Origin of the sequence: Achromobacter sp. D10 (assembly GCF_035282245.1) — a bacterium.
In the GTDB taxonomy this organism is placed as follows: Bacteria; Pseudomonadota; Gammaproteobacteria; order Burkholderiales; family Burkholderiaceae_B; genus Achromobacter; species Achromobacter insolitus.
Window position 1 is genome coordinate 423,194 of record NZ_JAYJLE010000002.1, and the last position, 13,519, is coordinate 436,712.

Below are 13,519 nucleotides of genomic sequence, written 5' to 3' on the forward strand. Positions count from 1 at the left end.
AATAGGCTGCGGTGTCGCTTGGGCCGACCATCAGTGGGCAGCTCACGGCCTTGCGATGCCGCCAGCCAGGCGGGTGCAGGGTCTCCGGATAAACCCTAATGCAGATACGAGCCATGAAGCACAAGCGCATACGCACCTTCAATACCAAGGCGACCTACCCTGAACAGAACCTCGACAACGATCTGTGCCAGGCCGTCATTGCACGCGGCAGCACCGTCTTTTTGCGCGGGCAGATCGGCCAGAACCTGGACACGTCTGAGAGCGTCTGCATAGGCGACGCGGCGGGCCAGGCGGAGCAGGCGATGAAGAACATCGACATGCTGCTCAAAGAGGCCGGCGGCGAGTTGCAGGATATTTGCAAGATCACCATCTACATCATCGATCCGCGCTACCGCGAGCAGGTCTATCGCGTGGTCGGCAAATGGCTCAAGGGCGTATTCCCGGTGTCCACCGGCATCGTGGTGTCCGCGCTGGCCCGTCCCGAATGGCTGGTAGAGATCGACGCGACTGCCGTAATTCCGGATTGACGCCGCAGGAGGCCCTGGTCATGACTTTCTCCATCATTGCCCGCTGCCCGGCCACTGGCCAATTCGGCGCGGCCGTCTCGTCCTCCTCGCCCGCGGTCGCGGCGCGTTGCATCCGCGCGCGTTCGGGCGTGGGCGCGGCGGTCAGCCAGAACATTACCGACCCGGCCCTGGGGCCGCTCATCCTGGACGCCATGGGCGAGGGCAGCACCCCGCAGAGCGCGCTGCAGGCCCTGGCGGAACGTCCTTTCATCAGCTACCGGCAACTGATGGCCATCGACGCCACGCAGGCGCCGGCCATCTACACCGGTTCGAACGCGCTGGGCCGGCTGGCCGACGCGCGGGGTGAAAACGCCGCCTGCGCCGGCAATATGCTGGCGTCGCTGGATGTGCCCGCAGCCATGCTGGCGGCCTTCGAGCAGGCGTCAGGTTCATTGGCCGAACGCCTGATGCAGGCCATGCTGGCGGGCCAGGCGGCTGGCGGGGAGGAAGGGCCCGTGCATTCGGCGGGACTGCTGGTGGTGGCGGACCTGGATTGGCCTATCGTCGATCTGCGCATGGACTGGGTCGAGGAGGGTCCGGTCGAGCGGCTCTATGAGGCCTGGAAGGTTTACGAACCGCAGATCCAGGCCTACATCACCCGCGCCAGGGATCCGCGCGCCGCGCCGACCTTTGGCGTGCCGGGCAATCCGTGAGCGCTTGCGGCGAGTGCGAGAAAACCCGAGGAGCGCCATGCCCCGCTGTCAGGGCATAGTGGATACACTTTTGCTCGGTGCGGTGGACGCTGGCGCCGGGCCGCGCCGGCGGCCCGCACAGCGGACCGCCGCCTCCCTCCAGCCTGCTCCAGTTTTCTCACTTCGGACTATGCTCAATCGCATTTCGCTGCGCCAGATGGAGTACTTCGTCGCCACGGCCAAGCATGGCAGTATCGCCGCGGCATCCAGCCAGATCCACATTTCGGCGCCGTCGATCTCGGCTGCCATCGCGCATGTCGAAACCGAGCTGGACGTGCAGCTATTCGTGCGGCATCCGTCCAAGGGCCTTGCCCTGACGGTGCTGGGCCAGCAGGTCATGAGCGAATGCGAAGATCTGCTCGAGCGCGCGTCGCGTCTCTACAAGATCGCGTCCGTCTCCAGCAACACCATCCAGGGCACCTTGCGCGTGGGCTGCTTCCAGTCGCTCACGGCCATGATCGCGCCCGAGGTGATATTCGGGTTTTCGCGCGCATTCGAAAAGGTCGAGCTGCACATGGTCGAAGGTGACCAGCAGTTGCTGATCGACAAGCTGCATACGCTGGAGATCGACGTTGCCCTCAGTTACGACTTGAGGCTGGGCGACGAGATATCGTTCGAGGCGCTGGCGCGCCTGCCGCCTCATGTGGTGGTCAGCGAACTGCATCCGCTGTCGCAGCAGATCGCGGTAACGCTGGAAGAGCTGGCGCGCTTGCCCATGGTGCTGCTGGACCTGCCCCTGAGCCGCGATTACTTCATGTCCTTGTTCGCGAAATTCGGCCTGGAGCCGAATATCGTGGCGCGCTCGCGTTCGGAGGAAGTGGTGCGATCCATGGTGGCCAACGGCATCGGCTACGCCTTGTTCAATGTGCGGCCCAAGTCCACCCAGGCGCTGGACGGCAAGCGGCTGGTGCGGCTGCGCCTGGTGGGCGAACACCGCCCCATGCTGCTCGGCCTCACCACCTACAAACCGATGAAGCCGTCGCGCCTGACCGAAGTGTTCATGCAGCGTTGCCGCGCCTATATCTCGGATCAGTACATTCCGGGCATGAGCGAAGGCAGTTTCTTCGATCCCTACGTGCCTCCCGAAAACAAATGAATGGGCGGCGCACGCCGTCCGTCTTCCGCAGGTCCCATGCCATGAACAAGCCTTCCCCGGACAACAGTCCAGACCTATTGCGCGAATTGCTCGCGTTTCAATCCGTCACGCTGACGCCCAATATCGAACTCATAGAACGGATACGGGAATTGCTGTCGCGGGCGGGAATCCCGTCCACGCTGGTGGCGGATCCGCAGGACGCCAGGCGCAGCAATCTGTATGCCTCTGTCGGTCCCTCGGATGTGCCCGGCATCCTGCTCTCGGGCCACACCGACGTGGTGCCCGTGGCGGGGCAGCCCTGGACCACGCCGCCCTTCGAGGCGACCGAGCGAGACGGCCGCATCTATGGGCGGGGCAGTGCCGACATGAAGGGCTTCGTCGCATGCGCCGTGATGGCCATGATCCGCGCGGCCCGCCTGCCGCTGGCGCGCCCTCTGCATCTGGCGCTCTCGTTCGATGAGGAAATCGGCTGCGTCGGCGTGCGCCATCTGCTGCGTGCGCTGGAAAACGTGGAGCCGGCGCCCCTGCTGTGCGTGGTGGGCGAGCCCACGTTGATGAAGATAGGCACCGGCAACAAGGGCAAGGCGGCCTACCGGGCCATATGTTGCGGCCAGGCGGGCCATTCCGGGCTGGCGCCGCATTTCGTCAATGCCATCCATACGGCCAGCGATCTGATCGGCGCGCTGCGCGACGTACAGCGCGACCTCGCCGAACACGGGCCGCGCGAGGCCGGCTATGACGTGCCGTACACCACGGTGCATGCCGGCACCATCAAGGGCGGCACGGCGCTGAACATCGTGCCTGCGGAATGCGAAGTCAATTTCGAGATCCGCAACGTCGCGCAGGATGATCCGAATCAGATCCTGGAGCGGGTGCTGGCGTTGACCAAGGCGAAGATGCGCGCTGCGGGCGCCCGGCAGGAAGCGGAGCCGCCCCGGGTCGAAGTGGTCAACAGCTACCCTGGCCTGGCCACGGCCGACGACTCGGCGGCCGTGGCGCTGCTGGCCTCGTGGCTGCCGCCGGAAACGCCGCTCACCAAGGCGGCCTTCGGTACCGAAGGCGGGCTGTTCCAACAACTGTGGGCGCAGACCTCGGTGCTGATCTGCGGACCTGGCAGCATCGAAGTGGCGCACAAGGCCGACGAATACGTCGAGCTCACGCAGCTGCACGCCTGCGACGCCATGCTGGAGAAACTGACGGAGTATCTGATGGTTTAGGGCTCGCCCGCCGCGCGGCAACGTTTTGAATCAATCGCCACGTGAGCCCTGGCTTCGAGAGCCTGCTATAAAAGCGGCTACAGCTTTTCTGTAGGGCCAGGAAATGTCCATTCAAACGTTGAGCCGCTGGGGTGTGGCGATTTTTGCGGCTGCGCTGATGGCGGGCTGTTCTTCGAGCGGTTCCAAGACTCCGGATAAGGGGGCCGCTAAGTCGTATTCGTCCACCGCCCGCGCTGGCGGCGAGTGTGCGAGCCGCAGCAAGTGCATCTACAAGGGCGCTTACGAGTCGGGGGAACGGAACTACGCCGAAGCGGAAGCCAAGCGCCTGAACATGGCCGAACTGGAGCGCCTGCGCCGCGCTTTCGGCAATTGAACCAGGCAGGAAACCGGCGCGCGCCCACGCCTGAAGAAATCATGCGGCACTACGACGCGGACCCGGACGAAGACCCCTGGGTTCGCGGCAAACCTGCGCCGGAGCCGGTCATGGTCGTAGCCTATGACCCGGCGTGGCCCGTCTGTTATGGCCGGCTGGAAGCACAGGTGCGCCAGGCATTGGGAACGGCCGCGCTCTCGGTCGAGCATATGGGTTCGACCGCGGTCCCTGGCCTGCCCGCCAAGCCGGTAATAGACATCGATCTGGCCGTGGCCGATCCCGTGCGCGAGGACGCGTATGTGCCGGCGCTGGAGGCCATCGGTTACGTGCTGGTCTTGCGGGAGCCATCCTGGCATCAGCACCGCCTGCTGCAATTGGCGTCGCCGCGCGTGAACTTGCATGTATTCGGCCCCGATTGCCCGGAGAACATCCGTCACCGAATGTTCCGGGACTGGCTGCGAGAGCATGAAGCGGACCGCGATCTGTATGCCCAGGCCAAGCACGACGCCGCCAGCGGCGTGATGCAGGTCATGGAATACAACAAGCGCAAAGAGGCGGTCTTGCGCCAGATCTACGAACGCATGTTCCGCGCGGCTGGGTTCATCTGAGGCGCGCCGCAGCGGGCGCGCCCGCTGCCCGTTTCAATAGTGGCTCTTGAGCGGCACGGCCGGGTCGGCCAGCGCTTCCCGGGGCGGATTCAGCCCCAGTTCCAGGAGTTTGCGCGCCGCCAGATGGTCCATCGGAGCGTTGATGGATTCGACGCAGACGAGGTGGCCGTCAGCGAAATGCAGGATCGAGAAACTGCCTGGCTTGGCGCCCGGGCGCAGCAAGCGTTCGGTGTCCGGCGGAGCCAGGCCGGCGATCTGCAGACGCAAGGCGCCTTGGTCGGACCAGAACCAGGGCAGGGCGTGATAGGGCGTTTTTGTGCCGAGCAGGACGCCGGCCAGCGTGCGGGCCTGATCATTGGCGTTCTGGACCGACTCCAGCCGCAGGGTCTTGCCCCAGCGCGCATACGGAAAAGAGGTGCAGTCGCCTATGGCGTAGATGCCGGGCGCCGAGGTCTGCATCAGGGCGTCGACCACGATGCCGTTCAGGCAGTCCAGGCCGGCGGCCTGCGCCAGCGTGATTTCGGGCACGGCGCCGATGCCGGCGACCAGCAGGTCGACCGGGTGCTCTGCGTCATTGACCACGATGCTGCGCACGCGGCCGTTCTCCGTCCGGATATGTTGCAGGTCCGAGGACAGGCGCAGATCGACGCCGGACTCATGCAGCACGCGGGCGACATGTTCCGAGGCCTCGGGCGACACGGAACGGGCCAGCAGCCGGGGCGCGGATTCGAAGACGGTGACCGGCCGGCCCAGGGCGCCGGCCGTGGCGGCAATTTCCAGGCCGATGAAACCGCCTCCCACGACGGTGACCGAAGGCGCATCGGCGATCGCGGCGCGCAGGCGCGCGGCATCGTCGGCGTTGCGCAGGTAGATCAGGTTCTGCAGATCGTCAGGCACGTCGGGCAGGCGCCGCGCGCGGGTGCCCGTAGCGAGTACCAGGGCGTCGTAGTCCAGTTGCGTGCCCGAGGCCAGCGTCAGGCGGCGCGCATCGCGGTCTATGCCGACGGCGGGATCCGCCAGCAGGACCTGCACGCCAGCGTTGGCGTAGGCGGTCTCTGGGCGCAGCAATTGGATCGGGGCTTCCGGATCCTTGATGAAAGTCTTGGAGAGCGGCGGCCGGTGGTAGGGCAGCGAGGCTTCCTCGCACACCAGCGTGAGGCTGCCGGGAAAGCCGCCTTCGATCAGGCTGGCGCACAATTGCGCCGCCGCGTGGCCGCCGCCGACAATGACCACCTTTTGCATGCGTGACTCCTGTTCTGCCTGGCCCGGTTGCGGGCGGAATCGGCAATCCTACCGCAGGTGGCGGCGGGAAGGGCGGCATGAAGAGGAGGTGGCGGGCGTTGCGCGCATTGGGGAACGCCTGCCGCGCCCTTGCGCGGCAGGGAAAAACCGGGCTCAGGCGCCCGGCAGCATGTAGCGGGCGGAAACGGCCAGGATGCGCTGGGCGGATTCGCGCAGCATGCGCGCTTCGCGGTGGGCGTTCAGGGAAGCCACGGCGTCGTAGCGGCGCGCGCTGAGCGGGCCGGCCAGCAGCACGGGACGGCGGGTAAGGATCGGGGATATCAAACGTTGCATGTGGAGCATTCCTGCGGGCGCCAGGCCCAGTCGATGCCAGGCATCGTAAGTCGGCCAGGAGCGGCGGCCAACGAAATACCTTTCATATGGATATCCGGGGCGTGCCCGCCCTGCGGGTTCCGGATTTCCGAACGCCAGTATGGCGCGCGAGTATGACAGCCATATGCCATGCGGCCATGGGGTCTTCCCCAGGATGCTTGTGAATTCTAATACTACGCGGTAGCATTAAAAAAACGAATGCTGGATCGGAGACGGAAATGGCATTGCCCTTGGAAGGTCTGCTGGTGATCGCGGTGGAGCAGGCTGCCGCGGCGCCCTACGCATCGTCGCGCCTGGCCGATGCCGGCGCGCGCGTGATCAAGATCGAACGCGCGGCTGGCGATTTCGCGCGCGGCTACGACGGCGCGGTAATGGGCGACAGCACCTACTTCGTCTGGCTCAACCGCGGCAAGGAATCCATCGTGCTGGACTTCACGCAGCCGCAAGACCTGGCGCTATTGCGCACGCTGATCCTGCAGGCCGACGTGCTGATCCAGAACCTGGGGCCGGGCGCGGCAGAACGCGCCGGCTTCGGCTGGAAGGAAATGCGCGCCGCGAATCCCCGGCTGATCACTTGCGACATCACCGGTTATGGTGAGTCCGGTCCGTATGCGGACATGCGGGCCTACGATCTGCTGGTGCAAGCGGAGTCGGGCATTGCGTCGGTGACGGGTACGCCGGAGGCGCCCGGCCGGGTCGGCATATCCGCCTGCGATATCGGCACCGGCATGTATGCGCATGCGGCCATCCTGGAAGCGCTGCTGCAGCGTGAACGGACGGGAGAGGGCAGCGCGCTGCACGTGTCGTTGTTCGATGCAATGGCCGACTGGATGACGGTGCCCTTGCTGCATTACGACTACGCTGGCACCGTCTGGCCGCGCGTGGGCCTTGGACACCCCACCATCGCGCCGTACGGCGCCTTTACGTGCCAGGGCGGCCAGTCGCTATTGATCGGCGTGCAGAACGACGGTGAGTGGCGTCGCTTTGCCTGCGACGTCCTGCTGAAACCCGAATGGGTCGACGACGCGCGCTACCGCAGCAACCGCGACCGCGTGCAGCACTCGGAAGAACTGAAAACCGCTATCGAAACCGTGCTCGGCTCGGTGGACCTGGCGGAACTGCGGCGGCGCCTGACGCTGGCGAAGATTGCCTTCGCCTCGGTCAATGGCGTCAAGGAATTGTCCGCGCATCCGCACCTGCGCCGCTCGGAAGTGCGCACCGCGCATGGCGTGGCATCCATTGTGGCGCCGCCCGCGCAGGTGCGCGGAGAACCGCGGCGCCTGGGCGACGTGCCCGCAATCGGCGCCCACACGCAGGCGATCCGCGCTGAGTTCGCGGGCGCCGGCAAGCAGGGCTGAGGGTAGAATTTCGCGTTTGTTTCCGGTACAGCAAGGACATTATGGGACGGCCTAGCCTGATAGACAGCACGGAAGGAATCGAGAAGCGGCTCGGCATTCTCGATGCGGCCGCGTCCGTGTTCATGAACCTGGGCTTCTCCGCGGCATCGCTGGACGACATCAGCGTGGCCTACGGCGCCACCAAAGGCATCATTTATTACTACTACCGCAACAAGTCGGCGCTGTTCTTCGCCGTGCAGCGGCGCGCCATGGAGCTCACCCGCGAAGCGATCGAGCCGCATGCCCTGTCCGCGGAGCTGCCGGCCGTCAAGCTGCGGAAAATGGCGCACGATCACACCGTGCTGATGATGGAGCACCTGGCTTATTTGCGCGTTGCCGCGCAAGGCCTGGAGCTGCACCTGACGGGCCGCACCACCGCATCCGAGCGCGCCGAACTGGAAGAGATCCTCAAACTGCGCGCCGCGAACGAAGCGCTCTATGTTCGAGTCATCGAAGAAGGAGTGGAGAGCGGCGATTTCCGTGCGATGGATGCGAAGCTGCTGGTCAAGCCGCTCCTTGGTGCCCTGAACTGGACGTCGCGCTGGTATCACCCGCGCAAGAACGAAACCGCCAAGGATCGCGAGCGTGTCGCCAGCGAGCTGGCCGGTTTTGCGGTCAGCGCCTTGTTGCCGCATCCGCAGTAAACGCCATGCCGCGCCGACAAGCCAATGCGCGCGGCTTTTTTTAACTCGTTTTAATACTGCTTAGTATTATTTAAATAACGGACGACAGCGATTCATGGCTCCGAAAATCCTGGTGGAACGCGCAGGTTTTGTAACTACGGTCATCATCAACCGGCCCGAAGTGCGCAATGCGCTGGACCGCGAAGCAGCCTTCGAGCTGGCGCGCGCGCTACGCGAATTCGATGCCGACGAGCAAGCCCGGGTGGCCGTCTTGTGCGGCGCTGGCGGCGCCTTCTGTTCCGGCGCGGACCTGAAAGAGCTGGCTGCGGGCACCGATTACGAGCCGTGGGCGGGCAGCCCGGAGGGACCCTTGCACGCGCCGCTATCCAAGCCCGTCATCGCGGCGGTGGCCGGGCACGCCTGCGCGGGCGGGCTGGGGGTGGCTCTGTGGTGCGATCTTCGCATCGCGGAGGAGAGCGCTTCGTTCGCCGTGCTGTCGCGACGCTGGGGCGTGCCCATGAGCGACGGCACGACCGTGCGCCTGCCGCGTCTGATAGGCATGAGCCGAGCGCTGGACATGTTGTTGACCGCCCGTATCGTGCAAGCCCCGGAGGCCGAGCGCTTTGGGCTGGTCAATCGGGTAGTGCCAGACGGACGCGCACGCGCCGAAGCCGAGGCGCTTGCCCATCAGATGGCGCAGTTTCCGCAGATCGCCATGCGTTCGGACAGGCAGTCGGCCTATGCCCAGGCAGCGCTGTCCGAGCGGGACGCAGTGGCCGCAGAGATGGCTTACGCCGCCGCCGCGCGCAAGCTGGAGGCGCGTGCCGGCGCACAGCGTTTCGAACAGGGGGCGGGCCGCCATGGCGCGTTGCCCGAGACCGATCAGGAGTAGACCATGCGAGCCGTTATCTGCCGGGGACTGGACGATCCGAGCCAAGTCAGCGTCGAGACCTGCGACGCGCCGCCCTTGCGGGCGGACAGCGTGCGCATCGAAGTGCATTCCTGCGGCGTGAGTTTCGCTAACCTGCTGGTGCTGCAGGGCAAGCACCAGAATCGGCCGCCGCTGCCCCTGACTCCGGGCACGGAAGTCGCGGGCATCGTGCGGGAATGCGGGCCCGGGGTGACGCTGTTCCGGCCGGGCGACCGCGTGGTGGCAGGTGTGCAGTCGGGCGGCTTCGCCAGCGAAGTGGTGGCGCCGGTCGACACGACCTTCGCTTTGCCGGACGGCGTGGACTTCGACAGTGCCGTGCAGTTTCCGACCATTTACGCCACGGCTTACGGCGCCTTGCGCTGGCGCGCGCATCTGCAACCGGGCGAGACCGTGCTGGTGCATGGCGCCAGCGGAGGCAGCGGGCTGGCGGCGATTGAAATCGCCAAGCGACTGGGCGCGCACGTGATCGCATGCGCCAGCACTCAGGCCAAGCTCGATGCGGCGCGGGCCCATGGCGCCGACGAGGGACTGAATTATCGGACAGGCGGGTTCCGCGACGCGGTGCTGTCGCTGACCGGCGGGCGGGGCGCCGACGTCATCTTCGACCCGGTAGGCGGCAAGGTGTTCGAGGAATCCCTGCGCTGCGTCGCGCCGGAAGGCCGGTTGATTCCCATGGGATTCGCCGGCGGCGAGATTCCGCAGATCCCCGCCAACATCCTGCTGGTCAAGAACGCCACCGCCATCGGCATCTATTGGGGCTACTACATGGGCTGGGGCAGGGTGGCCGTTCCTCCCGAGCGCCGCGCGGCGGTGCGCGCCGCCTTCGCCACGATGTTCGATTGGGTCGTCGAGGGGGCGCTGAAACCCTACACCCAGCAGACCTACGCGCTGGAAGCCTACGAGGACGCATTGGCCGCGCTGGCTTCGCGTGAGGTCATTGGACGGGTTGCGTTGCATCCACAGTCGTTTTCCTGACCGCGGGCACAGGCGCCCGCAATACCAAAAACCGATAACAAGGCACCATCAAAGGAGTTGGAGACATGAAGCGATTGACCACCATGCTCGCAGGCGCCGTGCTGGCGCTGGGCGCCCAGCTTAGCCACGCTTTTCCGGACAAGCCGATCCGGCTGATCGTTCCGTATCCTCCCGGTACCGGCACGGACACCTTGGCCCGCTACACCGCGCGCCAACTGGAGGCCAAGCTTGGCCAACCCGTGATCGCGGAGAACCGGCCCGGAGCAAGCGGCATCATTGCGACCCAGACGGTCGTGTCGGCGGCGCCCGACGGCTATACGCTGTTGCTCGCGGCCAATGCGCCGGTGGCCACCAATGTCGCGGCGTTCGCCAAGCTGCCCTACGATCCGCTGGTCGATCTGGCGCCGGTCGCAGTGCTGGCGCAGGCGCCGATGGGCTTCTACGTCTATCAGGACTCGCCTTACAAGACGGTCGCGGATCTGGTTGCCGCCGCCAGGAAGGATCCGAAGAAACTGAACTACGGAGCGGGTAGCGCTACCTACCAGATTGCCACCGAATGGTTCCTGTCACTGGCGCAGGCCAGCGCCAACGGCATTTCCTACAAGGGGGCGGGCCCGGCGCTCAATGACCTGGCGGGCAAGCAGGTCGATTTTGTGATTGCCGAGTACAGCGGGGCGCAGGCCCTGGTGCAGGCGGGCAAGCTGCGCCTGCTGGCGGTGACAACCGACAAGCGGCTGGCCAGCGCGCCGGACGTGCCCACCCTGCAGGAGCTCGGTTTCAAGGACTTCTTCAAGGTCGCATGGTGGGCCATGTTCGCGCCGGCCAAGACGCCCGCGCCGGTCGTGAAGACGCTGCAGGACGCTCTTCTCGAGATCTATGCCGATCCCAAGACGCAGGCTTTCCTGGCGCAGAGCAATTTCATTTCCTTCATCGGCGATGCGGCCGCGTTGGCCAAGTTCCAGAAGAAGGAAATCGAACTTGAAATCGCCACCGCCCAGAGCGCCAACATTCCCAAGCAGTAGCGCGGCATCCACCACAGGACGTTTCTTCATGAACATGCAGGCAACGCTCGCGTGGCCGTTCTTCGAGCCTCGCCACCAGACGCTGCTGCGGCAGGCCGACGCCTGGCTGGCGAGCATGCCTGCCGGGCCCGCCCCGCAGGGCCGGCCACAGATGGATGCGCAATGCCGGCGCCTGGTGGCCGGCATGGGCGAGGCCGGGTTGCTGGCCTATGCGGTGCCCGACCCGCGCGAGCCCGGCGCGGGCATCGACGCGCGAGCCATCTGCCTGCTGCGTGACCGGCTGGCGCAACATGGCGCGCTATTCGATTTTGCGTTTGCCATGCAGGGCCTGGGGGCGGCCGCCATTGCGCTGGACGGCACGGCCGCGCAGCGCGCGCGCTATCTGACGCCGGCCCGGGAAGGGCGGCACGTGGCGGCGTTTGCGCTGTCGGAGGCGCAGGCGGGTTCCGACGTGGGCGCGTTGTCGTGCGTCGCCAGGCGGGATGGCGACGCCTACGTCCTGGATGGGGAGAAAACCTGGATTTCCAACGGCGGCATCGCAGACCAGTACGTCGTCTTCGCGCGCGAGCCGGAGAGCGCCGGCACCAAGGGGATATCGGCCTTCATCGTGGATGCCGGTACGCCTGGCCTGCATATTTCGGAACGCATCGACGTCGTTTCCCCGCATCCCCTGGCCACATTGACGTTCAGCGCATGCCGCGTCGGAGGAGGTCAATTGTTGGGCGAGCCTGGGCAGGGATTCAAGCTCGCCATGCGCACGCTGGATATTTTCCGCACCTCGGTGGGCGCGGCGGCGCTGGGCTTTTCGCGCCGGGCGCTGCACGAGGCCACAGGGCACGCGCTGGCGCGCAAGATGTTCGGCAAGACGCTGGCCGATTTCCAGCTGACCCAGGCGAAGCTGAGTCAGATGGCGATCCAGACGGACGCTTCGGCGCTGCTGGTCTATCGCGCCGCATGGGCCCGCGACGCAGGACTCGGCTCGTCGCGCGACGCCGCCATGGCCAAGCTGGCCGCGACCGAACACGCGCAGCAGGTGGTGGACGCGGCGTTGCAGATGCATGGCGGGCTGGGCGTGCGCACAGGTCACATCATGGAGCAGTTGTACCGGGATGTGCGGGCGCTGCGCATCTACGAGGGCGCGACCGAAGTCCAGCATCTGATCATCGGACGCGATCTGCTGCGCGACGCGCGCGAACGGTCCGCGCCGGCGGCGTCCCTTTCAATCTCCCAGAGCCCGAACAGGGCGGCAATCAACCAGGAGCAGCCATGACTGGCCCTTTGTCCGGTGTGCGCGTCATCGACGCCAGCAATTTCGTTTTTGGACCGATGGCGACGCAACTGCTTGCCGACATGGGCGCCGAGGTGATCAAGGTGGAGCCTCCACAGGGCGATCCGATGCGCATGGTCGGCAAATCGCGCAATGCCAGAATGGGGTCATTCTTCCTGAACCTGAATCGCGGCAAGCGCAGCGTGGTCCTGGATCTGAAGCAGGCGGCGGACGTCGCGCGGCTGGATGAATTGCTGGCCACCGCCGACGTTTTCGTGCACAACATGCGGCCGGCGGCCGCCAGGCGCCTGGGCATCGACTATGACAGCCTGGCTTTGCGTCACCCGCGGCTGGTCTATGCCGTGGCGCTGGGCTTCCACCAGGATGGGCGGTATGCCGAACGCCCTGCCTATGACGATGTGATCCAGGGCATGAGCGGTGTGTCCGGCCTGCACGCAAGAATGTATGGCGAGCCGGGCTTCATTCCCATGCTGTTTACCGACAAGCTCTGCGGCGTTTACCTGGCGGGCGCCATTGCGTCGGCGCTGGTGGCGCGAGCCGCCACCGGTCAAGGGCAGCAGGTGGAGGTCCCCATGTTCGAAACCATGGCCTCGTTCAACCTGGTTGAACATCTGGCGGACAGCATGTTCGGCGGCGTCCAGGAGGCCGAGCCGCGTGGCTATGAGCGGGTCTTCAGCCGTTATCACCGGCCTTTGAAGACACGCGAGGGCTATGTATGCCTGGTGGCCAACACCGATGCGCAATGGCAGCGCCTGTTTGCCTTGCTGGGCCGTCCCGAGCTGGCCGCCGACCCCCGGTTCGCGACCATGGGGGACCGCATTCGCCATGCCGAACCCTTGTACGAGGAAGTCAGCCGGAGCCTGCTGGAACGCGACGCGGCGCAATGGCTGGCGCTGTTTCTTGAGCATGACATCCCCGCCGGTCCGGCCAATGGCCTGGGCGACCTGCTGCGCGATCCGCATCTGGCGGACGTGGGCTTCTTCGAGACCGTCGAGCACCCGACGGAAGGGGAGCTGCTTTGCGCTGCCACGCCGTTCCGGTTTTCGGCGAGCCCCCGGGCACGAGCTGGCGTCGCGCCGGGACTGGGCGAGCATAACGCGGACCTGCTGCGCTAGGC

15 protein-coding genes are annotated in these 13,519 nt (G+C 66.0%); 13 read left to right on the forward strand and 2 right to left on the reverse strand.

The window, feature by feature from the left end:
- The first annotated feature begins 113 nt into the window (after positions 1-113).
- From VCS63_RS08800 to VCS63_RS08825, 6 genes are all read left to right on the forward strand, one after another.
- Positions 114-527 (forward strand): RidA family protein, encoded by a 414-nt coding sequence (locus VCS63_RS08800; protein ID WP_063642128.1) that lies wholly within the window; start codon positions 114-116, stop codon positions 525-527.
- A 20-nt stretch (positions 528-547) separates the two neighbouring features.
- A complete protein-coding gene (locus VCS63_RS08805) occupies positions 548-1,219 on the forward strand; it encodes a DUF1028 domain-containing protein (protein WP_063642337.1) in 672 nt (223 codons plus the stop codon).
- Between the two features lie 169 nt (positions 1,220-1,388).
- The gene (locus VCS63_RS08810) at positions 1,389-2,354 is read left to right on the forward strand and encodes a LysR substrate-binding domain-containing protein (RefSeq protein WP_042796678.1); all 966 of its coding nucleotides are present in this window, start codon (positions 1,389-1,391) and stop codon (positions 2,352-2,354) included.
- A 41-nt stretch (positions 2,355-2,395) separates the two neighbouring features.
- Positions 2,396-3,571: an acetylornithine deacetylase gene (gene argE / locus VCS63_RS08815; RefSeq protein ID WP_042796679.1), complete on the forward strand. Its 1,176-nt coding sequence runs from the start codon at positions 2,396-2,398 to the stop codon at positions 3,569-3,571.
- A gap of 103 nt (positions 3,572-3,674) precedes the next feature.
- Positions 3,675-3,944 carry a hypothetical protein gene (locus VCS63_RS08820; protein ID WP_076815964.1) on the forward strand — a complete coding sequence of 90 codons (270 nt, stop codon included), beginning with the start codon at positions 3,675-3,677 and terminating at the stop codon, positions 3,942-3,944.
- Positions 3,945-3,985: 41 nt separating this feature from the next.
- Complete coding sequence (locus tag VCS63_RS08825; protein ID WP_323879342.1) at positions 3,986-4,552, forward strand: GrpB family protein; 567 nt, start codon at positions 3,986-3,988, stop codon at positions 4,550-4,552.
- A gap of 33 nt (positions 4,553-4,585) precedes the next feature.
- Here VCS63_RS08825 and VCS63_RS08830 read toward each other — a convergent pair whose 3' ends face one another.
- Together VCS63_RS08830 and VCS63_RS08835 are read right to left on the reverse strand one after the other, a co-directional pair.
- Entirely contained in the window at positions 4,586-5,794 is a 1,209-nt protein-coding gene (locus VCS63_RS08830; RefSeq protein WP_323879345.1) for an NAD(P)/FAD-dependent oxidoreductase, read from the reverse strand.
- 153 nt (positions 5,795-5,947) lie between these two features.
- On the reverse strand, positions 5,948-6,127 hold the full coding sequence (locus VCS63_RS08835) for a hypothetical protein (protein WP_042796681.1): 180 nt from the start codon (positions 6,125-6,127) through the stop codon (positions 5,948-5,950).
- A gap of 257 nt (positions 6,128-6,384) precedes the next feature.
- Between VCS63_RS08835 and VCS63_RS08840 the strand changes: the two genes are divergently transcribed.
- From VCS63_RS08840 to VCS63_RS08870, 7 genes are all read left to right on the forward strand, one after another.
- Positions 6,385-7,524 carry a CaiB/BaiF CoA transferase family protein gene (locus VCS63_RS08840; RefSeq protein ID WP_063960079.1) on the forward strand — a complete coding sequence of 380 codons (1,140 nt, stop codon included), beginning with the start codon at positions 6,385-6,387 and terminating at the stop codon, positions 7,522-7,524.
- 41 nt (positions 7,525-7,565) lie between these two features.
- Positions 7,566-8,207: a TetR family transcriptional regulator gene (locus VCS63_RS08845; RefSeq protein ID WP_063642124.1), complete on the forward strand. Its 642-nt coding sequence runs from the start codon at positions 7,566-7,568 to the stop codon at positions 8,205-8,207.
- Between the two features lie 94 nt (positions 8,208-8,301).
- Positions 8,302-9,078, forward strand: a complete 777-nt coding sequence (locus VCS63_RS08850) for a crotonase/enoyl-CoA hydratase family protein (protein ID WP_063642123.1) — start codon at positions 8,302-8,304, stop codon at positions 9,076-9,078.
- 3 nt (positions 9,079-9,081) lie between these two features.
- Positions 9,082-10,092 carry an NADPH:quinone oxidoreductase family protein gene (locus VCS63_RS08855; protein WP_076815958.1) on the forward strand — a complete coding sequence of 337 codons (1,011 nt, stop codon included), beginning with the start codon at positions 9,082-9,084 and terminating at the stop codon, positions 10,090-10,092.
- Positions 10,093-10,157: 65 nt separating this feature from the next.
- Complete coding sequence (locus VCS63_RS08860; protein ID WP_042796685.1) at positions 10,158-11,114, forward strand: Bug family tripartite tricarboxylate transporter substrate binding protein; 957 nt, start codon at positions 10,158-10,160, stop codon at positions 11,112-11,114.
- A gap of 28 nt (positions 11,115-11,142) precedes the next feature.
- A complete protein-coding gene (locus VCS63_RS08865) occupies positions 11,143-12,384 on the forward strand; it encodes an acyl-CoA dehydrogenase family protein (RefSeq protein WP_323879348.1) in 1,242 nt (413 codons plus the stop codon).
- Positions 12,381-13,517: a CaiB/BaiF CoA transferase family protein gene (locus VCS63_RS08870; protein WP_042796686.1), complete on the forward strand. Its 1,137-nt coding sequence runs from the start codon at positions 12,381-12,383 to the stop codon at positions 13,515-13,517. The genes VCS63_RS08865 and VCS63_RS08870 overlap by 4 nt, the downstream gene beginning before the upstream one ends.
- Positions 13,518-13,519 lie beyond the last annotated feature (2 nt).